Source organism: Caniella muris, assembly GCF_943193035.1.
GTDB classification, from domain to species: Bacteria; Actinomycetota; Coriobacteriia; order Coriobacteriales; family Atopobiaceae; genus Granulimonas; species Granulimonas faecalis.
The window spans coordinates 249,424-271,880 of the sequence record NZ_CALPCK010000001.1 but is presented as its reverse complement, the minus strand read 5'-3'; the positions used below and the strand labels follow the sequence as shown (position 1 = coordinate 271,880).

At 68.4% G+C, this 22,457-nt stretch carries 16 protein-coding genes; 6 read left to right on the top strand and 10 right to left on the bottom strand.

Annotation, left to right across the window (positions count from 1 at the left end; translation table 11 throughout):
• The first annotated feature begins 93 nt into the window (after positions 1–93).
• Positions 94–342 (top strand): FmdB family zinc ribbon protein, encoded by a 249-nt coding sequence (locus tag NFR49_RS01150; RefSeq protein ID WP_251157869.1) that lies wholly within the window; start codon positions 94–96, stop codon positions 340–342.
• Between the two features lie 37 nt (positions 343–379).
• On the opposite strand, the gene NFR49_RS01145 is transcribed toward NFR49_RS01150, so the two are convergent.
• Genes NFR49_RS01145 through def form a run of 3 tightly spaced genes read right to left on the bottom strand, consistent with a single transcriptional unit; the run spans position 380 to position 3,306 of the window.
• Positions 380–1,825, bottom strand: coding sequence for an RsmB/NOP family class I SAM-dependent RNA methyltransferase (locus NFR49_RS01145; RefSeq protein ID WP_251157868.1), 1,446 nt, complete (start codon positions 1,823–1,825; stop codon positions 380–382).
• Entirely contained in the window at positions 1,825–2,745 is a 921-nt protein-coding gene (gene fmt / locus NFR49_RS01140; protein WP_251157867.1) for a methionyl-tRNA formyltransferase, read from the bottom strand. Before fmt ends, NFR49_RS01145 begins: the two co-directional genes overlap by 1 nt.
• A gap of 9 nt (positions 2,746–2,754) precedes the next feature.
• Positions 2,755–3,306, bottom strand: a complete 552-nt coding sequence (gene def / locus NFR49_RS01135) for a peptide deformylase (protein WP_251157866.1) — start codon at positions 3,304–3,306, stop codon at positions 2,755–2,757.
• Positions 3,307–3,675: 369 nt separating this feature from the next.
• Here def and NFR49_RS01130 point away from each other — a divergent pair, with 369 nt between their 5' ends.
• The gene (locus NFR49_RS01130) at positions 3,676–3,981 is read left to right on the top strand and encodes a helix-turn-helix transcriptional regulator (RefSeq protein WP_251157865.1); all 306 of its coding nucleotides are present in this window, start codon (positions 3,676–3,678) and stop codon (positions 3,979–3,981) included.
• A complete protein-coding gene (locus NFR49_RS10215; protein ID WP_420840254.1) occupies positions 3,978–4,349 on the top strand; it encodes a HipA N-terminal domain-containing protein in 372 nt (123 codons plus the stop codon). The genes NFR49_RS01130 and NFR49_RS10215 overlap by 4 nt, the downstream gene beginning before the upstream one ends.
• Positions 4,350–4,370: 21 nt before the next feature.
• Here the strand turns inward: NFR49_RS10215 and NFR49_RS01125 are convergent, their stop codons facing one another.
• The 5 genes from NFR49_RS01125 to NFR49_RS01105 form a co-directional block, all read right to left on the bottom strand.
• Positions 4,371–6,131, bottom strand: coding sequence for a DUF262 domain-containing protein (locus NFR49_RS01125; RefSeq protein ID WP_251157864.1), 1,761 nt, complete (start codon positions 6,129–6,131; stop codon positions 4,371–4,373).
• Between the two features lie 36 nt (positions 6,132–6,167).
• Positions 6,168–9,272, bottom strand: a complete 3,105-nt coding sequence (locus NFR49_RS01120; RefSeq protein ID WP_251157863.1) for a GIY-YIG nuclease family protein — start codon at positions 9,270–9,272, stop codon at positions 6,168–6,170.
• Positions 9,273–9,274: 2 nt separating this feature from the next.
• A complete protein-coding gene (locus NFR49_RS01115; protein ID WP_251157862.1) occupies positions 9,275–10,783 on the bottom strand; it encodes an Eco57I restriction-modification methylase domain-containing protein in 1,509 nt (502 codons plus the stop codon).
• Entirely contained in the window at positions 10,776–11,444 is a 669-nt protein-coding gene (locus tag NFR49_RS01110; protein ID WP_251157861.1) for an SAM-dependent DNA methyltransferase, read from the bottom strand. Before NFR49_RS01110 ends, NFR49_RS01115 begins: the two co-directional genes overlap by 8 nt.
• 209 nt (positions 11,445–11,653) lie before the next feature.
• Positions 11,654–12,268, bottom strand: coding sequence for a recombinase family protein (locus tag NFR49_RS01105; protein WP_251157860.1), 615 nt, complete (start codon positions 12,266–12,268; stop codon positions 11,654–11,656).
• Between the two features lie 163 nt (positions 12,269–12,431).
• Between NFR49_RS01105 and NFR49_RS01100 the strand changes: the two genes are divergently transcribed.
• On the top strand, positions 12,432–13,049 hold the full coding sequence (locus NFR49_RS01100) for a Fic family protein (RefSeq protein WP_251157859.1): 618 nt from the start codon (positions 12,432–12,434) through the stop codon (positions 13,047–13,049).
• Between the two features lie 109 nt (positions 13,050–13,158).
• Here the strand turns inward: NFR49_RS01100 and priA are convergent, their stop codons facing one another.
• Together priA and metK are read right to left on the bottom strand one after the other, a co-directional pair.
• Positions 13,159–15,450, bottom strand: coding sequence for a replication restart helicase PriA (gene priA, locus NFR49_RS01095; protein ID WP_251157858.1), 2,292 nt, complete (start codon positions 15,448–15,450; stop codon positions 13,159–13,161).
• A 438-nt stretch (positions 15,451–15,888) separates the two neighbouring features.
• Positions 15,889–17,151 (bottom strand): methionine adenosyltransferase, encoded by a 1,263-nt coding sequence (metK, locus tag NFR49_RS01090; protein ID WP_251157857.1) that lies wholly within the window; start codon positions 17,149–17,151, stop codon positions 15,889–15,891.
• Between the two features lie 274 nt (positions 17,152–17,425).
• Here metK and NFR49_RS01085 point away from each other — a divergent pair, with 274 nt between their 5' ends.
• Together NFR49_RS01085 and NFR49_RS10130 are read left to right on the top strand one after the other, a co-directional pair.
• The gene (locus NFR49_RS01085) at positions 17,426–20,134 is read left to right on the top strand and encodes a YhgE/Pip domain-containing protein (RefSeq protein ID WP_251157856.1); all 2,709 of its coding nucleotides are present in this window, start codon (positions 17,426–17,428) and stop codon (positions 20,132–20,134) included.
• Complete coding sequence (locus NFR49_RS10130; RefSeq protein ID WP_275557124.1) at positions 20,131–22,395, top strand: YhgE/Pip domain-containing protein; 2,265 nt, start codon at positions 20,131–20,133, stop codon at positions 22,393–22,395. Before NFR49_RS01085 ends, NFR49_RS10130 begins: the two co-directional genes overlap by 4 nt.
• Positions 22,396–22,457: the final 62 nt, after the last annotated feature.

Here is a 22,457-nt window from a genome sequence, read left to right as displayed (position 1 = left end):
ACCAGACTCTAGCGCAAGGGCGTCGCAGTGTTTATGGAGGGGACAGCCGAGGGGTACAGTTATGCGTCGCACAGCATCGACGAAAGGAGCGCCATGGCCCGCTACGACTACCGCTGCACCGAGTGCGGAACCGTCTTCGAGGTGGAGCACCCCATGGGCGAGCGCCCGGAGGTGGCCTGCCCTGCCTGCGGCGCACCCTGCGAGCGCGTCTTCGAGGCGAGCGCCATCACCTTCACCGGCTCCGGCTTCTACAACACCGACAGCCGCGACTCCTCGGGGTCGGGGCCCCACTCCACGTCGTGCGCCGGCTGCTCCGGCGGCGACTGCTCCGGCTGCCACTAGCGGCACCGACGGCGCCCGGCCGGGACCGGGGCGCCGCCTACCCCCGCCGGACGAGCCGGGCCGCGAAGTGCCCGTCGGGGCCGTCCGTGGCGGGCACGCTCGCGAAGTCGCCGGACGGGAGCACCCACCGGCGCACCATGCCCTGGAACGGCACCGGCGCCGCGGCCACGCCGGGCGCGCGGCCGCAGTCCTCGCGGCGGAAGCCGCGGCCGGCGGGGCTGTCCAAGAACCGGTCGACGACGGCCGGGCCCTCCTCGTCCAGGACCGAGCACGTGGCGTAGACGAGGGTCCCGCCCGGGGCCACGCGCCTCGACGCCGCCTCGAGGATGCGGCCTTGGAGGGCCGGCAGGCCGTCGGGGTTGTCGGCGTCGAGCACCGAGGGATCGAGGGTCCAGGGGATCTCCGGGTGGCGGCGCATGGTGCCCGTGCCGGAGCAGGGCACGTCGCAGAAGACGGTGTCGAAGGAGCGGTCCAGCTCCCCGGGCAGGCCGGGGCCGTCGAGCAGGCGGGCGTCCCAGGCCATGGAGGTGACGGACGCCTCCCAGCCGTGGCTCACGCGCTCCCGGGCCAGCTCCACCTTGGACTCGGAGAGGTCCACGGCCACCACCTTGGCCGGGCCGCCCAGGGCCGCCGCGGCGTTCTCCAGGAGGATGGTCTTGGTGGCGCGCCCCTGCCCCACCTCGAGCAGCGCGGTGCCGGGAGCCGGCGCGCCGATGCGGCTCACCATCTGGGAGCCGAGGTCGCTCACCACCACGTCCACCGAGCCCACGAGGCCGCTCCGGGCCAGGGCGGCGGGCTTCTCGAGCAGGAACGACCCGGGCAGCGCCACGGGCACCGGCGCCGTGCCGCTCTCGCGCAGGCGTGTGTAGGCCTGGGCGGCGTCGCACACGCCGGCGTTGGCGGCGACCCACGCGGGGGCCGGCTCCAGCTGGGCCAGGGCCATGGCGGCCGCCTGGGGCCCCGGCAGCGAGGCGCACAGGCGCGCGGCGAGCCAGGAGGGCATGCCGGCCACGAGGGAGACGTCGGCCACGGAGACGGGCACGCCGCCCGCCAGGGCCGCCGTCACACGCTCCCGGGCGCTCCGCACGCGGGGGCGGTCGCAGGAGACCACCTTGCGGAGCACGGCGTTGGCCAGGCCGGACGCGCGTCTCGCCACGGTGCGCACGAGCTCCACGCCCTGGGAGACGGAGACCTCGGGCGAGGTCTCGAGGTACATGACCTCGAAGCAGGCCACGCGCAGGGCGTCGCGCACACGGGGCTCGAGGTCGCGGGGGCGCCGCAGGTGGCTGTCGAGCACGGCGTCGAGCAGGCCGCGGCAGGCCGTGGACCCCAGCACGAGGCGGGAGGCCAGGCCGCGGGCCTTGAGGGAGAGGCGCGCCATCTCCGGGGCGGCGCGCAGGAGCTCACGGGCGTAGGCGTCGCGGCGGCGGGCCCGGGAGACCACGGCCAGGGCCACGGCGCGGGAGGGCGAGACCTCGGCCATCAGATACGCTCCCAGCGGCAGTCGGGGTCGTCGTGCAGGCCGCGGGCCCACTCGCCGGCGGCCATGGCGCGCTTGCCGTCGGGCTTCACCTCGAGCAGCTCCACGACGCCGTCGGAGCAGCCCAGGGCCACGCGGCCGTGCTCGATGCGCAGATGCCCAGGACGGGCGCCGAGGCCGGCCACCGTGCGGGCGGCGAGCACACGCATGCCTCGGCCACCGGCCCTGAGGCGGGCGGGAGCGGCGTCGCTCGAGGCCAGCACGCGGCGGACGTTGGCCACGGCGGTGTCGTCGGGGTCCAGACGCATCTCGGCCTTCTCCACCTTGGAGGCGTAGGTCACGAGGGACTCGTCCTGGGGCGTCCAGACGGCCTCGCCGGCCTCGATGGCCACGAGGGCCCGCACGAGGAGGCGGGCGCCCAGGTGGGAGAGCTCGTCGGTCACCTGGGCGCTGTTCTTGCCGTCGATGGGCACCGACCCCGTGAGGCAGAAGTCGCCGGCGTCGAGCTCCTTGACCACGCGCATGATCGAGACGCCGGCCGTGCGGTCGCCGGCCAGGATGGCGCGCTGGATGGGGGCGGCGCCGCGCCAGCGCGGCAGCAGCGACGCGTGGACGTTCACACAGCCGAGAGGCGCGAGGTCGATGACGCCCTGGGGCAGGATGCAGCCGAAGGCGGCCACACACAGGATGTCGGGCTCGAGGCCGCGGAGCCATGCCTGGGTCTCGTCGTCCATGCGGGTGGCCTCGCGCACGGGGAGGCCGAGACGCGCGGCGCACGCCTTGACGGGAGAGGGGTCGAGGGTCTTGCCGCGGCCGCGCACGGCGTCGGGGCGCGTGACCACGCCCACGACGTCGAAGGTGGCGTCGAGGGCCTCGAGGGAGGGCACGGCGAAGTCCGGCGTGCCCATGAAGACGACGCGCATGGCGGCCCCCTACTCGGTCTCGCCGGGGCGGACGCCCTCGGCGATGGCCTGACGGACGCGGGTGGCGGCACGGGCGCGCGCGATGGGGCCGAGGTGGTCGAGCATCACGGTGCCGTGGAGGTGGTCGATCTCGTGCTGGAGGCAGCGGGCCAGCAGCGTGCCGTCGGCCTCGTAGCGCATGAGGTCGCCGTCGAGGTTCTGGGCGTGCACCACCACGTGGCGGGGGCGCTCCACGTCGACGGTGACGCCGGGAAACGACAGGCAGCCCTCGGAGCCGGTGAAGGTCTCCTCGGACTGCTCCACGATCACGGGGTTGATGAGCACGTAGGGGTTCTTCTTGGTGCCGTCGCCGTAGTCGCAGTCGATGACCACCATGGCCACCGACTCCCCCACCTGCGGGGCGGCCAAGCCGCAGCCCTCGGCGGCGTACATGTCGTCGATCATGCGCTCGGCGAGGGCGCGCACCTCGGGGGTTATCTCGTCGATCTGGCTGGCCTCGCGGGTGAGCACGGGGTCGCCCATGAGGACGATGTCATCAAGCATCGCATCTATATCGGCCATGGGTCTCCTCACGGTAGGTTTTCCACCCAGCATTCTACCCGGAGAGGGGGACCGTGAGCGGGGAGCTGCAGTGATGTGCGTGTGGGGCCGCGGGGGGCGCGGGGCCGGCGGCGATGCGGGGGAAATCGCGATTTCCCCCGCAACTTGGGGCGGGAAACGAGGGGAAATGGGGGTTGCCCCTCGGTTTTTGAGGCCGACGGTGCGGCCAGATCCCGATTTCCCCTCACTTCATGGCGAGAAATGAGGGGAAATCGGGATTGCTCCTCATCGAGGAAGACGCGTGAGAGGCAAACGGCCGCAGCGAGATACCATCGTTTATTTGCTACACTCTATTGGATTGTGTCGTTAGTAAGCGACGTTAGGTTGAGCATGAAGCGAGCCATCCCGTTCAGGACGCGTCAAGCCGCAAAGGAGATCGGCCAGTCCATCGGAGACTGGCGAAGGATGCAGAACCTCAAGTCAGAAGAGCTCGCGGACATGGCGGGCGTCTCACGCTCCACCCTATCGAGGCTGGAGAACGGAGACCCCTCCGTGAGCCTGGCGACGCTGCTCAACATCTGCAACGTCTTTGCGGTCATGGACCGGGTCATCGACGCCGTCGACCCTTACGAGACGGACTACGGGCGGGCGCGTGCGTCCCAGGAACTGCCGCAGCGGGTGAGGAGGGCCAGGTGATAGGGCGGCTCGAGGTCTTCTGCGATGGGAGCAGGGTGGGAACCGCGTGCTTCAACCTGAGGCGAGGGGGCATCAGCACCACCTTCACCTATGAGGAATCGTGGCTGGGAGACGAGACGGGCTTTGCACTCGACCCCGCCCTCCCATTGGTGTCCGGCGCCCATCACACGCAAGGGCTGCCCGGCAGCTTCAGGGATTCCCTGCCCGACCGCTGGGTGACGTCGACCGCCTCATCGGCGTCTCGGACCGTGGAAGGCAGGAGTCGCACGCGGGGCCGGCGGCGATGCGGGGAAATCGCGATTTCCCCTCACTTCATGGCGAGAAACGAGGGGAAATCGCGATTGCCCCTTACCGAGGAAGCCGCATGAGAGACGAGCGGCCTGCGACGCCTAGATCGCCCAGACCTCGTTGGCGACCGCAGCGAGCTCCTCGGCGCGCTCGGCGATGGCCGTCTCGTCCCACACCTCGGCCGCAAGGGGCCTCTCCATGGTACGGAGGCCGGCGGCCGACGACTCGAGGCCGGGCTTCGCGCGCGTCCTCCCCTGCGCCTCGCGTCCCTTCTTCTTGACGTCCCATGGTGCATTGCTCACCGAGGAGTTCAGGCCCTGGGTGATGATGGCAAGGTTGCCGAGCGTCTTGAGCGTGTCGTTGCGCTCGCGCTTGGCCTGCTCGTCGCCGTCGAACGGCCACTGCTCCTCCCACTTTCTCGGCATGAGGTGCTCCAGGCTGTAGGAGTCGAAGCCGAGGAGCTGGGTGCAGTCCTTGTCGTCCCTGAGCGAGGCCTCGAGCAGGTAGAGGATGCCGCGGGCCTGCAGGTGGTTGAGGCGTCCCTCGCTGCGGAAGGCTGCGTCGACCTTGTCGAGGGAGGGAAGGTCGGTCGTGCTCTCGCTCTCGCGCGACAGGCGCTCGCGCAAGGCGTCGGGCGCGACCACGCCCTCGCGGATGAGGCTGGAGAAGAAGCGGTTGTAGTTCTTGGTATCCGCCCGCAGTACCATGCGGCGCATGACGTAGGCCTCGAGGATGCCGAGCATCTCGTCAAAGAGGGCGTCGTCGGCGATGTGCTCCCTCAGGTACAGCACGTACGGGATGAGGGTGGAGTTCTGCAGGCCGAAGATGACGACGTTCATGCGGTCCATGCCCGGCACCGGGCCGACCATGCGCCCGCGGGCCGAGGGGTCGAAGAGCCCGCGGAAGGTCTCGGCGTTCGCCTTGAGGGCGTCGATGAGGGACGAGGGGTCGCCGTCGCAGTGGTTCATAATGAACTGCCGATAGGACTGGAACAGACGCTCGGACTTCTCGTAGGAGCGGCGCTCGTCCTCGGAGACGTCGTCCTTCTTGTCCGCCTCCAGCTGGAGGAAGGCCGAGAAGAAGAGGTCGATCATGGAGCGCCTGAGGCGTCCGGTGGTGATTGTCTGGTCCCAGTAGGCCTTCGTCTCGTCGTCGCGCTCGAAGACGTCCTCCCAGTGGGTCTTGTAGGTCTCGATGTTCTCCCTGCTGAAGAAGTAGTTCTTGAGCAGCTCGGCCGTGGTGAGGCGCATGCCGAGAGAGTTGATGGTGTCGAAGATCTGCTGCTCGTCGTCTTGCTCGCTCAGGGTAATCAGGACAAACTGCGTGAATTGCATCAGATCCATGTAGTTCATTGACCAGGCACGGTCCTCATCGATGTTCTCAACGAAGTAATTAAACGCCTTGATGACATTCGAGTCACCGTCGAGAGGCGAGGCCGTCTCGGCCGCCATCGCACGCTCGAAATCCGCCCTGTCGTTCCGGTTATGGAGGAAGTAAAGGCGCTTCGTCAAAGAGTGTTGCGTCTCCCTCTGAAAGTAGAAGCGCGAGTCAAACGACTCATTGCCGGTTTTGAGGGCGATGACCTTCAGGAGCAGCTGCATGGTGGTGAGCCGCTGCTGGCCGTCGACGACAATCGCCTTGCTGGCAAAATCGTCGTTGCCCGGGCCGCAGTCGATGGTCTTCTTCAAGATCACCGACCCGAGGAAATAGGGCTCGCGCGCCTCGCACATGTTTTTGAGATCGTCGAGGAGACGGGCCCACTCGTCCTCTCCCCAAACGTAGGAGCGCTGGTAGAACGGCACCTCGAGCAGACGGCCCGTCTTGAAGATGTCGTCCGGCAGCAATGCCTCTTTTGCTTCCATTGTTTCCTCCAATTTAAATTGTTATTATCAGAATCGCTAGACCGTAAGCAGCCCCTGGTGAAACGCGCTTGGGAACAGGAAGGTGCGCTCCTTGCCGTCGAGGAAGACGGCGACCTTGCCACGCTCCCGGTCCACCGTGAGCACCTCTCCGTAGCCGAAGGCCCTGTGGAACACCGTGTCGCCCGGCTCGAGCGCGTCGAGCGCGGCCTCGTCCACCCGAGGCGCCGCGGGGGCCTGCTCGACCTCCGCCGGCCAGCCCTTGAGCCGCCAGGCGGGACGGTGCCCCGTCGCCTTCGACCCGCGGGCCGAGAAGGTAAACTCCGCCCCCCTGTCCGCCAGGCCCTGCATGCGGGGGCGCAGCTCGGAGCCGCCCGCCACCCAGAGGTTGCCACCCTTGTCCCGGTGGTCGACGAAGGTGACCCCGTCGGCGGCGAGCTCGGATGTGACCCAGTCGCTGCACACGCCAACGGTCTCCCCCACCGAGGCGACGACCACGTCGCCGGCCCTCGCCGGCGCAGGGGGATCGCCTGCGATACCCGACCCCCGGCCGCTCGGCGTGACCATGGACTCCTGCTGGGCCGCCTCGAGGTACTCGGTCTCGTTGAGGGACGTGTCATAGAGACCCACGCGCTCCCCGGCGTGACGGTTCACACCGGCGTACTCGAGGCTCGCGTCCTCGTAGCGCCGGAACTTGTAGATGGCGTCGTTCATGAGGGCGTCGTTGAACACTCCCAGGGATATGAGCAGGTCGAAGTCCTCCACCGTGAGGCCGCACACCTTCTGGAACAGCCCCGGCTCGAAGCGCCTGATGACGTCCTTGAGCGTCTGCTCGCGGTAGTCCGTGAGGTACATGAAGACGGGGATCCTCGTGGCGAACTTGACGAGCTTCTCCTGCACGAGCTTGCGCTTGCTCCGGACCTCCTTCTCCTCCTTGGAGAGCTCCTTCTTCTCCGCGGGGGTGAGGTCTCCCTCGCTGTCGCGCTTTGCCTTCTTGACGGCCTCGCTCTTGTTGACGATGGTCTCGAGCACGTTGTCGCCCAGGGCGCGGAAGCCCTCGATGCCCATGATGGCGTCCATGGCCCGCTCGTTGTCGATGATGCGCTGGAGCGTGGCGTTGTCCACGTTGACAAGCAGGGCGCTCTCCCATCGGCGGGCCAGCAGGGTGGCCGAGGTGCCGGCCATGGCCAGGTCGAGAATCTCGGCAGCGTCCACCTTCCTCATGGTCGAGCCGTCGTAGGCAAGGACCGGCAGGAAGTCGATGAACTCCCCCACCTTCTGCTCGGGGCCCACATCGCTCTCCACGTCAAGACGCACCGAGTAGTCGGACACCATGCGGAGGCTGCGGTCCAACGCGAAGTCGAAGACGTACGCCTCCTTCTTGATGACCTGCATCCGCCCCTCGTCGTCGACGGCCGTCCAGGGCGATTGCACGCGGAAGGCGGCTTGGAAGTAGGTCTCGGGGCTCCGCATGTTGGTGAGCATGAAGATGCCGCCCCACGGCTTCACGGTGACGCCCGTGGTGAGCTTTCCGCAGGTAAGCGTGATCGTCTTGCTCTCCAGCGGGTCTTCCATTGAGGCTCGGACCTTGTCGAGCGCCGCCTCGCCCATGCCGGCCTCGGAGCCGGCACACACGTTGACCGTATAGTCATGGAAGAACGTGTTCTGCCGCTCGCGGAGGAGGTTGCGCATGGCATAGCAGCTGTTCACCCGTGGCAGGTACCAGAGGGTGTGGTTGAGCATGGAGAGCAGCCGGGCGTCGGAATAGGGCATGGCCGGACGCTCGGAGCCCAGCTTGAGGTCGCCCACCGTAGAGGGGGCGTGGGCGCCGCGGATGAGGTCGAGCCACTTCTGCACGGAGTCCTTGAGCACGAACTCCGCGGAATCCCCCTCCCCCGTGGCCTCGAAGAAGACGTTGAGGTCGAAGGTGTTGAACTCTCCGCCCTGGGCCACGCGGCGGATGTCCTCGGGCATCTGGTAGGTGAGCATGACCATGCCCGGGAGCGCCTCGTAGGGGTTGGGCGAACCCGGGTGCTCATCCGGCCAGGCCTTCTTGGCGGCCTGCTCGTCGGAGTAGGTCCAGTTGTAGATCTGCTCCTCGATGAACTCGCCTGAGTTGAGGGCGCGGAACGGGGTCCCCGAGAGGAACAGGTAGTAGCGGGTGAAGATGGGCAGGTCGCCCTCGTCGATGCCGTTGCCGGTGTTGACCTTGCCGATGCCGGTGTCTTGGGAGCCGGTGTCGCGCTCGTCCTCGTCCTCCTGGGAGAAGAGGCCCTTGGCGTTGTCGTTCCAGGCGCCGAAGTGGTACTCGTCGAAGATCACCAGGTCCCAGTCCTCCGTGCGCACCCACTCGTGCTGGGGCTTGAAGGCCCCGTTCTTCCCCTTGCCGAGGAAGTCCTGGAACGAGCCGAAGCACACGATGGGCCGGCTTTTGTCGGCGGCCTCGTACTGCCGGGAGATGTCGGGGTCGCCGGGCCTCGCGGGACGGCTGATGAACTGCCAGCCCTCGAAGTCCACGTGGGTCTTGAGATCCTCCTCCCAAGCCGCCTTGACCGCCGGCTTGAAGGTGAGGATGAGGATGCGATTGAACCCCATGCGGCGGGCGAGCTGGTACGACGCGAAGGTCTTGCCGAAGCGCATCTTGGCGTTCCAGAGGAACTTGGGCGTGCGGTCCGTGGCCTCGCCGTCAAGGGAGCGGAAGTACCGTTCCGTCTTCTCCACGGCCGCGAGCTGCTCGGGGCGCATGGCAAAGGTGTTGGGACGCCCCTTGACCGCCTGGGTGCGGTCTCGCACGGCGTTGTAGGCCACCTGGACATCCTCGACGGAACAGGCGAACCACTCGGTGAGCTTGCCGGCGTCATCCCGTTTGCGACGGATCTTCATCTCGTCCACGAGCACCCGGTGCACCTCGTGGTCCATGAAGGTGGTGCCGTCCGCGCGCATGGCCGGAGCAGTGAACTCCACGTGGTACGGCTTGATGCCGGGCTTGAGCGTTGGATAGTGCTCCCGCATGCGCTCCTCGACGGTGCGGCTGGTGTAGCCCACCTTGAGGAGGCCGGCGAGGTCCGGGTTGGTGGGCTCGCTGTAGGCGTAGATGACCGGCTCGGTGGACGGGCGCCCGGGAAGGAGATCGGCGATGGGCATGGTCAGTCACCGAATTCCGTTATCAAAGCCTCACAGTAATTGCGCTCTTCAGATGACAGTGAGAACTCTGCGTAGAGGTTCGTGTCATCCACACGTAAGCCCTTGGTTATTTCCGGCACAAAGGCGAACTTGTCTCGACTCAGATTGATCGATGTCAGCGCCTGGGCGATGAGTAGCCTTGCTATCTTGCTTTTAAGTAGTGAAGAGACATGCTCAGCCTCATCCAGCGTCTCATAAGGACCAACCACTAAATATGAATCCGTGCACACCTCACCAGGTTTAAGCACCTCGATACGAGACAAAACCCGCATTTGACCATTTTTATCTGGCTCACCTGCGTGCTCGTAGGTAATACGACTAATCATGACCTTATAGGAGTCCACATACTCATTCGAGTCAACCTGCCCTCTTGCGATATACGAACGCCCCTTGGAAGAAATCAACAGAAGGTCACCGTCGCTCTTCACCGTATGGCCTCGCTCTGACGTGGGGAGACCAAAGGGATTACGCGACGATACCTTTGTGGCAAGCGCGGGGAATCCAGCCGCGAGGACCTTTCTTACTATAGAGACGGCTCCGTTTTGTCTGACAAAAACGGGGAACTCTTTCAAAGAGCGTGTCATGGTGCTCTTCGAGGGCCCGATAATCGTCGCTACCTCGCAATCCCCTTCCGCATCTCTGTCCCATAAGAAGTAGCTGACACCACCGCTCACACTGTTTTGCGGGAAGCAGTCTTTTGCATTGATGTAGTCGACCAGCTTACGGATATGTCGATCTGAGAGCATGTCCTCTCGAAACTGCGTTAGACCCTTTCCGCCTGCAAGCCACCGGGAAGGAGTAATCATAATCAAGTAACGAGGGGCGAGCTTGATGGCCTGGGAAACAAACAGCTGGTAGATAGGACTGGCGCTCGCTCCATTACCTCCGTCGCTCAGTTGGTACGGCGGGTTGCCCACGATTACGTCGAACTTCATCTCTTTTATCTCTTTCAGGTCTGCCGGGTGGACGAACTCGTATGCGTGCTGCTCGAGGCTCTCGCCCCTGTCGTAGTTGACCTTTGCCGCCCCGCACCACACGCACCTGCCGTTCTTCCAGGTGTGATGCGTGCGGCGGTAGCGCACGTTGCCCTCGGCGGTATCAAAATGCACAACCGAGTACCTGGAGTTGGGGTACTTGGAGCAGTAGAGGCTGCGGCGCGAGAGCAAGCTGCAGAGCTCCGTGGTGGCGATGCCAAAGAGCTGTTTCTTGTAGATGTGCTCCAAACGCTCATCGAGGTCCGGGATCTTGTCCTCCAGCCCCGTGATCAGGCGCTTCGCGATCTCGCGCAAAAAGATGCCGCTCTTGCACGCAGGGTCCAGGAACGTGGCGTCGGAATCGCTCCAGATCTCTTCTGGAAGCATGTCCAGCACCTGGTTGGCAACCTCCGGCGGGGTGAACACCTCGTCGTTGGAGAGGTTGGCCAAACAGCTCAGGACGTCGGGGTTGTAGGTCTCCGTGAAGAGGTCAGCCATGGTCCACCACCTCGAAGATCGAGGTGGGCTCGAACTCCGCCACCACAGGGGCGAGGCGGACGTTCGTCCCCTCCTCGACGCCCCACGCCGTCCCCGTGGAAGGGAACAGGCTCGGCGTATCCTCCTGGTTCTCTAGCAGGTCGCAGAGCCGGTAATCGCGGCGCTTGACCTTGTCCCCGAAGACGAGGGACCACTCGGAGAACGTTATGGGCTCGCCCTGGGCCGTCTTCATGGTGAGTGCGTCGCCGCATTGGATGTTGTGGGAGAGCACATAGGCTGCAGCGTCCAAGAAGGCGGGGTTACCGGCAGACCTGCAGACGGAACGCCACTCGCCGGCCACGATGCCGAGCAGGCGCTCGCGGCACTCCGCGACGTTGTCCTCGAGCAGCTCCACCCCGTAGAGGCTCGCCACGGCAACGAACGCGTCACGCTCCCAGACGGCGGCATCGCGTTTGCAGCGCCTGGTTGCCACGGCGAGCTTGCGGCGGAGCACCTCGGCGAGGAAGTTGCCGTTGCCGCACGCCGGCTCGAGGAACCGGGAGTCTATGCGCTCCGTCTCCTGTCTCACCATATCGAGCATGGCGTTTACCTCGCGCTCCGCGGTGAAGACCTCGCCGTGCTCCACCACACGCCGGCGCGATTTGACCTGGCTCTCTCCCACGCTTGCGTCCTTCGAACGGACGCGGCGGGTGGCCCAAGGTCACGAAAAGGTAGTCGTTTTGAGAGGGTATTATCTGAAAATGAACCGAAGTAACTACCTGCACATTTCGCGGCGGGTCAGCACTCGAGAAGGCGCTTGAGGGGGCTCCTCAAAACGACTACGTTCTGCGAAGTTCACAGGAGAAGCGCAGACGGTCCCACCGTTCCCGGTCAATCCGTCGTCTGGGCGCAGGCACTGTCCTCGGCCCTCCAGCGGTCGAAGGTCGAGACGCTCACATGGAGGCGACGGGCCGCCTGCCTGCGGGTAAGGTCGCCGCGAAGGAACTCCTCCCTCACGGCCTCGTAGCAGTCGGGGCGCGCGATCCTGGGGCGCCCGAGGTGCTTGCCGCGGGCCCGTGCGGCGGCGATGCCCTGGGCCTGCCGCTCGCGGATCTTCTCCCTCTCGAGATGGGCCACGTAGGCGAGGAGCTGGAGGACTATGTCCGAGATGAAGGCGCCCGTGACGCCCTCGGCGTCCGAGCGCGTGTCCAGCAGCGGCATGTCGAGCACCACGATGTCCACGCCCCTGTCGCGTGTGAGCTCGCGCCACTCCGCGATTATCTCGTCGTAGTTGCGGCCGATGCGGTCGATGCTCAGCACGTAGAGGACGTCGCCCGCCCTGAGCCGCCGCTTGAGGCGGCGCCACCCCGGGCGGTCGAAGTCCTTGCCGCTGGCCTTGTCCTCGTACACGGCGTCGAGCCCCAGCTCCGCGAAGGCGTCAAGCTGGCGGTCGAGGTTCTGGTCTGCGGACGACACGCGCGCGTAGCCGAAGGAACGGTGGTCCATGGAGCCCTCCCCTCGCGATCCATGGGCAAAGACGCGGCACCGGGGCGACGCGGGAGGGGGTCTCTCTCCAGTATAGCGTACATCTGTTCTGTTTTGGGAGGGGTGACAGGCCCGGCGCAGTACCAGTATCATGATTTGCATGGCTGATACCAATCTAGCCCACATGATACCGAAGCCCGTCTCCGCGAGCAGGACGCCGGATGCCGTGGAGGGGCTCTGCCGGGCATGGTCGGCGGCCCATGAGGGCGGCGGCGTTAGCCCGCTCCTCCTCTGTGGCGCCTTCGTCCTCGACTTCACCTGCATTCACCCGTTCTCGGACGGCAACGGACGCATGAGCAGGATCCTGACACAGCTCCTGCTCCTCAAGGACGGGTACGACGCTGTGCTCTACTCCCCCCTCGAGGCCGTCATAGAGCGCCGTCGTCCCGAGTACTACGACGCCTTGCAGGCATCCTCCATGGGATGGCACGAGAACGCGTCGGACCCGAGGCCGTTTCTCGTCTTCCACCTCGAGACCTTGGCGGAGTGCCAGCAAGAGGCTCGCCGGAGGCTCGAGGCCCGGGGAGATGCCCCGACATCCAAGGGCGACAGGGTCGTCGAGTTCATGGCCTTCCACCAAGGCCCGTTCCGGAAAGCGGACATCTTGGCCGCCCTGCCCGACATCTCCGAGATCACGGTCAAGAGGGTGCTCGCGCAGGCCCGGCGCGACGGCTTGCTGGAGCTGCTGGGGTCGGGGAGGTCGTCCGCCTACCTGTGGAGGGGCGACGGCGACCGCCCGTAGACGACCCTTCGGTGAGTGAAAACCCGTTCACCGAAGCCCCTGGACCCCCAGAAACCGCTCATTGAAGCCCCTGAAGCCACTCACCGAAGCCCGCCGCCACGCCCGCCGCCTACAGCAGGTCGTAGGCGTCCACGTCGATGGCCACCGAGACGCCCCGGCTGTCCACCGCCGAGCAGGCCCTGGCCAGAAAGCCGCCCAGGTCGCCGTCCACCGGCGCCTTCACCAGCACGTGGCGCCGCAGGCGGTCGGCCACCTTGCCCTTCACGCACTCCGCCGGCCCCACGACCTGCCAGCCCCGCTCGCCCTCGGCCTGGGAGCGCAGCGCCGCGGCGACCTGGGCCACCACGCGCTCCACGAGCGCCCCGTTGACGCCCGACACCACCACGTTGCCCAGGCGCCTGAACGGCGGGTAGGCGGCCTCCTCGCGGTCGGCCAGCTCGAAGGCCCTGAACGCCGCGCGGTCGTGGCCGGCCACGCACGTCACGGCCGGGTGCGTGGGCCAGTAGGTCTGCACCAGCACGCGGCCCGGGTCGTCGCCGCGGCCCGCGCGGCCCGCCACCTGCTCCAGGAGGTCGTAGGTCCTCTCGGACGCGCGGAAGTCGGGCAGCTTGAGGGTGGTGTCGGCATTGATGACGCCCACGAGCGTGACCTCGGGGAAGTCCAGGCCCTTGGCTATCATCTGCGTGCCGATGAGCACCGCGCCGTCCGCCGCGTCGAACTCCTCGAGCAGCGCCTGGTGGGCCCCCTTGCCCCGGGTGGTGTCGGCGTCCATGCGCACGACGGGGGCGTCGGGCAGCATCATCCGCAGCTCGTCCTCCACGCGCTGGGTGCCCACGCCGTAGGCGGCGAGGTAGCGGCTGCCGCACGCCGGGCAGTGGGTGGACGGGTTGGGAAACGCCGCCTGGGGCCAGGTGCGCCCGCAGGAGTGGCAGGCGAGCTCGTGGGTGCGCTCGTGGTAGGTGAGCGCCGTGGAGCAGTGCGGGCACGTGGGTACGCACCCGCAGTCGCGGCACATGAGGAACGTGGCGAACCCGCGGCGGTTGAGCAGCAGCACCGACTTGTGCCCCGCCTCGAAGTTCTCGACCAGGGCCTTGCGGAGCGGTGCCGAGAACGGCGAGTTGTTGTTGGCGGCAAACTGGCTGCGCATGTCCACGACCTGCACCGCGGGCAGCGTCGCCCCGCCGGGGCGCTCCTCCATGGTCACCGACGTCCACGAAGCGCCGCGCCACGACCCGCGGGCGCAGCGGGCCACCGCCTCCATGGACGGCGTGGCGCTCCCCAGCACGAGAGCGCCCCCGCGCAGGCGCGCGAGCTCCGCGGCGACGTCGCGGGCGTGGTAGCGGGGCGCCTGGTCCTGCTTGTAGGAGTGCTCGTGCTCCTCGTCCACCACCACGAGGCCGAGGTCGGCCATGGGCGCGAACAGGGCCGAGCGGGCGCCCACCACGACGCGGGCCTCGCCGGAGCGGATGCGCTCCCACTGCTCGCGGCGCTCGCCGGTGGAGAGCCGCGAGTGCAGGATGGACACCGTGTCGCCGAAGCGGCTGCGGAACCGGCCCACGGTCTGGGCCGTGAGCGAGATCTCGGGCACGAGCACCACGGCGCCCCTCCCCTGCCCGAGCATCCGCTCGATGGCCGAGAGGTAGACCTCCGTCTTGCCCGACCCCGTGACGCCGTCCACGAGCACCACGCCGCCGGAGCCGTCGGCCACGGCGGCGTCCACGGCGTCGAGGGCCCGCACCTGACCGTCCGACAGGCGCTCCGGACGGGCGGCCCGGGCGCTGGAGAGCGTGGTGGCCGGTCCCTGGGTGCGGCGACTCTCCACCACCACGACGCCCTTCTTGGCCAGCGCCGTCACGGCCCCCTGGGCTCCCGACACCACGGCCTTGAGCTCGGCGAGGCGCTGCGGCCCCTCGGCGAGGGCGGCGAGGAGCTCGCGCTGGCGCACGGCGTTCCTGCGCGGCTCGTACCCGTCCGCCCCCTCGCCCAGGCGCACCCAGCGGTCGTCGGCGGCCTTGACCTGCTCGTTGACGAGGCGCCAGGGCCCCGAGCCGTCGTCGCGCACCACCTTGACCGTCTGGCCCGGCGGCAGGAGGAGCCTCAGGCAGGAGGCCGGGGGTGCGGCGTACTCGTGGGCCATCCAGAGGGCGAGGCCGGCGGACACCCGGTCGAAGGCAGGGGCGGCGAGCACCTCCTCGACGTCGCGCACCTTGGCGGGGTCGACGCCGGCCGGGGGCTCCTCGTCCATGGCCACCACGTAGCCCACGGCGGAGCGGCCCGAGAAGGTGACGAGCACCGTGGCACCCACGTCCACCTGCCCGGCGAGGCGGTCGGGCACCCGGTAGTCGTAGGGCTCCGTGAGGGCGCGGGTGGGGATGTCGAGGACGACGGAGGCGAAGGGCACGGGCTCTCCCTGGGGCCGGGGCTGGCAGGACCATCCAGTGTAGCCCCACCGGGCCGTCTGGCAGGAAGCGCCACGAAGGCGGCGCACCTCTCGGCCGGCACCCTTGGCGACACGCCTGTCGGCGCCTGTGTCGACGCCCCTGTCGGCCGGCGCTCCTGTCGGAAATCGCGGTTTCGGACCGCCGAGACCCGGACGCCACGGCCCGGAGCGGCATGCAATCGCGGTTTCATGCCGCTCCGGGCCACCCGATGGCGACAACCCCCGTCAGCGACCGCGATTTCAGACCCCTCGGCCACCCGCGAGGCCGCCCGCGACCGTCCGAAACCGCGATCACCGACGTCGCCCTCCACGGAAAAGGCCGCAACCTCCCCGAACCGTCGTCGGGGCGGCTGCGGCCCGTTGCAGAGCGGCCGGCGACCGGTCGCCACAATGTCGGGGCTACTCGGTGAGGGCGGCCACGGCGGCCTTGAGCTCGTCGGCCTTGTCGGTGGCCTCCCAGGTGAAGTCGGCGTCCTCGCGGCCGAAGTGGCCGTAGGCCGCGGTCTTGCGGAAGATCGGGCGGCGCAGCTTGAGGTCGCGGATGATGGCGCCGGGGCGCAGGTCGAAGACCTCCTTGACGGCCTGCTCGATCACGGCGTCGGGCACCACGCCGGTGTCGTGGGTGTCCACCAGCACGGAGATGGGGTAGGCCACGCCGATGGCGTAGGCGAGCTCCACCTCGCAGCGCTTGGCGAGGCCGGCGGCCACCACGTTCTTGGCCACCCAGCGGGCGGCGTAGGCGGCGGAGCGGTCAACCTTGGTGGCGTCCTTGCCCGAGAAGGCGCCGCCGCCGTGACGGCCCATGCCGCCGTAGGTGTCGACGATGATCTTGCGGCCGGTGAGGCCGGTGTCGCCCATGGGGCCGCCCACCACGAAGCGGCCGGTGGGGTTGACGTAGATCTCGGCGTCGGACCAGTCGATGCCCTCGCCGTCGAGCACCGGGGCGATGACATGCTCGATCATGTCGCGCTTGATGACGTCCATGGACTCCACCGAGGGGTCGTGCTGGGTGGAGAGGACCACGGCGGTCACGGCCTTGGGCTCGTCGTCCTCGTAGCGCACGGTGACCTGGGTCTTGCCGTCGGGGCGCAGGTAGGACACGGTGCCGTCCTTGCGCACCTTGGCCAGGCGCTCGGAGAGGCGCTGGGCCAGGTGGACCGGCATGGGCATGAGGGTCTCGGTCTCGTCGGTGGCGTAGCCAAACATCATGCCCTGGTCGCCGGCGCCGATGCGGTCCTCGAGCTCGGCGGCCTCGCCGCGCTGGGCGCCGTAGGACTCGTCCACGCCCATGGCGATGTCGGGGGACTGCTCGTGGATCATGTTGATGACGCCGCAGGTGTCGGCGTCGAAGCCGTAGGCGGGGTCGTCGTAGCCGATCTCGCGGATGACGTCGCGGGCGATGTGCTGCACGTCCACGTAGGCCTGGGTGCGGATCTCGCCGGCCACGAGCACGGTGCCGGTGGTGACGAAGGTCTCGCAGGCGCAGCGGACGGCGTCCACGTTCGCGTGGCGCCCCGACGGGGAGACGTAGCCCTTGGCCTCGAGGTCGGCCTCCTTGGCGAGAATGGCGTCGAGGATGGCGTCGGAGACCTGGTCGCAGATCTTGTCGGGGTGCCCCTCGGTAACGCTCTCGGAGGTGAAGTAATGGGTCTCAGTGGCCATAGAGTCTCCTTTGCGGCGCCATGCCGCGTCGTGCGGCGAAAACAGTCCCCACGTTATTACCCCGGGGGGAGTGGAACAATCCGGAAAAATCGCCTCGATGGTCCCCCGCGGGTCCCCAAGGCCCAAAGAGCGTAGCGCCACCGGGAATCCGGGGCAAAGGGCCGCGGCAGCTGGCATACAAGCGGACCCCTCCCCCGCCTCCGGGACGGGACGGGGCCATACTGGGGATTTTCGGGACGGCCCTGCAGACCCTCGACCTTCCATGGGGAGACGCGTGCACAACATACTTCTGATATTCAAGCGGGACATCGTCCGCATCCTCAAGAACCCGGTGGCCCTCGTGGTCACCCTGGGGGTGGCGGTGATCCCGGCCCTCTACGCGTGGTTCAACATCCTGGCCAACTGGGACCCCTACGAGAACACCGGCACGATCGCCGTGGCCGTGGCCAACGAGGACGTCGGCGCCGACGTGGAGGGCCAGGGCCACGTGGACGTGGGGCAGGCCGTGGTGGACGCCCTCAAGGACAACCACAAGCTCGGGTGGACCTTCGTGGACCGCAACGACGCCCTCTCCGGCGTGGACTCGGGCCGCTTCTACGCCGCCATCGTGATCCCCGAGGACTTCTCGGCGGACCTGGCCTCGGTGGTCACCGGCAGGCTCGACCGACCCAAGCTGGAGTACTACGTCAACGAGAAGCTCAACGCGGTGGCCCCCAAGGTCACCGACTCGGGGGCCTCCACGGTGGAGAGCACCGTCAACGAGCAGTTCGTCTCCACCGTGACCGACGTGGTCACCGAGAAGGCCAAGACCCTGGCCGGGGACGTCACCCAGGGCACCCAGGGGGCGGCCGACAGCGCGTCGGCGAGGATCCGCGAGGCCAAGGGCGACCTGGAGGCCATCGGCGGCCTCGTGGACAAGACCCGCGCCACCTGCACGTCGGCGCAGGCCGCGGCCACCGACGCCCAGGGGGTGCTGGACAGGCTCTCCTCCACCGTGTCGGGCTCCTCCGACACCCTCGGCTCCGCCCTCTCCCAGCTCGGCGAGGCCAGGGACCAGGCCCGCACCCTCTCCTCCCGCCTCGATGACGCCCTCGTGGGCGGCGCCACCACCATGGCCGGCATCTCGTCGACGGCCTCCCACGACATCGGCGCCCTCGCGGGCGACATCGGCGGCGCCCAGGCCACGGTTGACTCGGCCGCGGCCCAGCTGCAGTCGGCCCAGGACAGCCTCTCCCAGGCGAAGCAGCGCCTCGACCAGGCCGTGGCCGACCTGCCCGTGGACGGCCCCCTCGGCGACCGCGTCGCCGAGCTCAAGCAGCGCCTCCAGGAGCAGTCCGGCCGCATCCAGGCCCAGCTCGACGCCCAGCAGGAGGCCCTGGACCGGCTCTCGAAGCTCTCGGAGGCCGTGAAGAACGCCACGTCGGCGGCCGACTCCGGCGCCCAGGGGGTCAACGACGCCGTGAAGGGGGCCGCCGACGGGCTCCTCGACACCCGGGAGTCGCTCTCCCGCGACTCCCTGCCCCAGGCGGGGCAGGCCCTGGACGACTTCGCCGGGGCCGGCTCGTCGCTCCAGGGGATCCTCGCCTCCCTCTCCACCTCCATCGAGGGGGCCAAGGGGTCCCTGGGCCAGCTCGTCGCCACCGTGCAGGAGGCCGACGGCGCCCTCGGCAACACCCGCGAGGCCCTCGACGGGGCCATGGGCACCCTCGACTCCCTCTCCGCCGACCTCGCGGCCGTGACGAGCTCCGAGGCCTTCTCCTCCCTGAAGGAGCTCACCGAGGTGGACTCCGGGCGCCTCGCCGACTTCATGGGCTCGCCGGTGGCCATCGAGCAGAAGGCGGTCTTCCCCGTGGCCAACTACGGGTCCGGCGTGACCCCCTTCTACACCGACCTCGCCCTCTTCGTGGGAGGGTTCGTGCTCGTGTCCATCTACAAGCTCGAGGTGGACCGCGAGGGCATCGAGAACCTCAAGCCCTGGGAGGCCTACTTCGGCCGGTGGCTCCTGCTGTTCGTGGTGGGCGTGCTCCAGGCGCTGATCACCTGCGTGGGCGACCTCGTCCTGGGCATCCAGTGCGTGAGCCCGGCCGCCTTCATCCTCGCCGGCGTCGTGGAGTCGTTCGTCTACGTGAACATGGTCTACGCCCTGGCCGTGGCCTTCAAGCACGTGGGCAAGGCCCTCGCCGTGCTCATCGTCATCCTGCAGATCCCGGGGTCGTCGGGCCTCTACCCCATCCAGATGCAGCCCGACTTCTTCCGCGCCCTCTCCCCGTGGCTGCCCTTCACCTACGGCAACAACGCCATGCGGGAGGCCATCGCCGGCTTCTACGACGGGCACTTCGGCCACGACCTCCTCATGCTGCTGCTCTTTGTGGTGCCCTCGCTCCTGGTGGGCGTGGTGCTCAGGCGCTACCTGCTCAACCTCAACCGCCTCTTCGACGCCAAGCTCCGCGACACCGACCTCATGATCTGCGAGCGCACCGAGCCGCCCGAGGCCCACTTCCGCCTCTCCACCCTGCTCAAGGCCGCCCTCGACTCGGAGTCCTACCTCAAGGTCTTCAACGAGCGCTGCACCTGGTTCAACCGCCACTACCAGCGCATGGTCCACGTGGGCTTCCGCTGCCTGGTGCTGTGCTCCACGGTGCTGCTCGTGCCCATGTTCGCGGCGGGCCCCGAGGTCAAGTTCACCGTCCTGGTGATATGGATCTGCGCCATCCTGGCCCTCATCGCCTTCCTCGTGGTGGTGGAGTACCTCCACGAGCGCATGAACGAGAAGACCGACCTCACGTCGCTGCCCCGCGACCGGCTCCTCGAGATGGTGGGAGAGAGCCTCGACCGCGAGGTGGCCCCCATCGCCCCGTTCTCCCGGATGGGGTGGCCCAAGGGGAGCCTGGCGCAGCTGCTCAAGGACGCCAAGGCAGGTGAGCGCAGGGACGGCGACGGACCGGCGGAAGACGACCGCGGGAAAGGGGGTGACGGGCGATGAGGAAGGTCTGGAAGCTCTTCTGCCTCGACGTTCGCCACGCCACCATGAACGTCATCGCCGGCATCGTGTGCATCGGCCTCATCATCGTGCCGTCGCTCTACGCGTGGTTCAACATCGCCGGCAGCTGGGACCCCTACGCCAACACCAGGAACGTCAAGGTGGCCGTGGCCAACACCGACGAGGGCTACACGAGCGACCTCATGCCCATAGACATCAACGTGGGCGAGAAGGTGACGAGCGCCCTGCGGGAGAACGACCAGATCGGCTGGGTCATCACCGACAAGGACGACGCCATGGGCGGCCTCGAGGCGGGCACCTACTATGCGGCCATCATCATCCCGCCGGACTTCTCCCGCGACCTCCTTGGCGTGCTCGACGACGACGCCGCCAAGCCCACGCTGGAGTTCTACAGCAACGAGAAGGAGAACGCCATCGCCAACGTGGTGACCGACAAGGCCTCGGGGGCCCTGCGCGAGCAGATCGACACCACCTTCGTGGAGACCGTGGGCAGGATCGGCACGTCGGCCCTGGGGTCGCTCTCCGACTACCTGGACTCCGACGCCATCTCCTCCCTGGCCCAGAGGCTGCGCGCCAGCGTGGGCACCACGGCCGACTCCCTCGACCGCACGGCCTCCGACGCCCGCGCCTACGCCTCCCTGGTGGGCTCGGCCTCGTCGCTGCTCTCCGGGGCCCAGGGGCTCCTCGACACCACCGCCCCCGAGGGGGCCTCCATCCCCCAGGCGCTCTCCCAGGCCGCCTCGGGGGTCCGCTCGGCCGACGACGCCCTCGGGTCGGCGGACTCCGCCATCGAGGGCGCCCTCTCCGGTTCCGCCGACTCCCTGGACGCCGTCTCCGCCAAGATCGACGCCGCCTTCGCCGACGCCGGCGACAAGACCCAGACGGTCGCCGACGGCCTCGACGCCGCTGCCGGCACGGCCCAGGAGCGCAAGGAGGCCGTGGACGCCCTGGTGGAGGGCTTCACCGCCCAGAGGGACCAGCTCCAGTCCATCCGCGACGCCCTCGACCAGGCGGCCTCGTCCGACGGGTCGGTCACCGAGCCGGAGCGGGCCGCCCTGGCCGCCGTGGACCGCGCCATCGCCGCGGCGGAGCGGGCCCTCTCGTCGCTCTCGTCGGCCTCCCAGACCCTGGGGGACCTGGGCGGCTCCCTCACCGCCACCGCGTCCGACCTGCGCCGGGGCGCCACCGACGCCGCAGGGGCCAAGGAGCGCCTCGACGGCATCGTGAGCCAGGCCAAAGACGCCGTGAAGGGGGCGGACACCACCTACGGCGACACCCTCGGCCGGTCCCTGGCGTCGCTCGCCTCGGCCGTGGACGGGGCCAGCGCGGACGCCTCGGCCGTCCAGAGCTCCCTGGACGACTCCATGGAGAGCCTCTCGGCGGTGTCGGGCCAGGCCGCCTCGGACCTCTCCTCCATCCGGTCGGAGCTCGCCGGGGCCGCCGACGACCTCGCCGCGAGCGCCTCGGACCTCAGGGACCTCCAGGGCCGCATCGACGCGGCCCTCGCCTCGGGCGACATGGACCAGCTTCGCCGCATCCTCGGCGGCGACCCCGCGACCCTGGCCGCCTTCCTCTCGGCCCCGGTGGAGCTGGAGCGAAACGCCGTCTACCCCGTGGCCAACAACGGCAGCGCCATGGCCCCCTTCTACACCACCCTCGCCCTGTGGGTGGGGTCGCTCATCCTCGTGGTCATCGTCAAGGTGCAGCCGAGCGAGCGCGAGCTCGCCGAGGTGGGCGGCGCCAGGCTCTGGCAGGCCTACTTCGGCCGCATGGGCGTCTTCGTGCTGCTGGCGCTCCTCCAGGCGGCCCTGGTGTGCGCCGGCGACCTCTTCTACCTGCAGATCCAGTGCGTCCACCCCGGCCTCATGTTCCTGGCGTGCTTCGCCTGCGCCTTCGTGGACGTCAACATCATGTACGCCCTCACGGTGTCGTTCGGCGACGTGGGCAAGGCCATCGCCGTGTTCCTCCTGGTGATCCAGGTGGCCGGCTCCGGCGGGACGTTCCCACCCCAGATGCTGCCGGGCCCCTTCCAGGCGGCCTACCCGTTCCTGCCGTTCGTCCAGGCCATCCAGCTCATGCGCGGCGCCGTGGCCGGGGTCTACGGCATGGACTACCTGTGGCACATGCTGGCGCTGCTGGCCTTCATCGTCCCGTCGGTGGTGCTTGGCCTCTTCCTGCGGCGCCCCCTCATCCGCCTCAACGAGTGGATGGAGCACCAGCTGGCCTCGACGAAGGTGATGTGAGGGGGCGCCGCGGCGCCCAGGGGCCGTAGTACCATGGGTTGGCATTGCACCCCGTGTTAGGA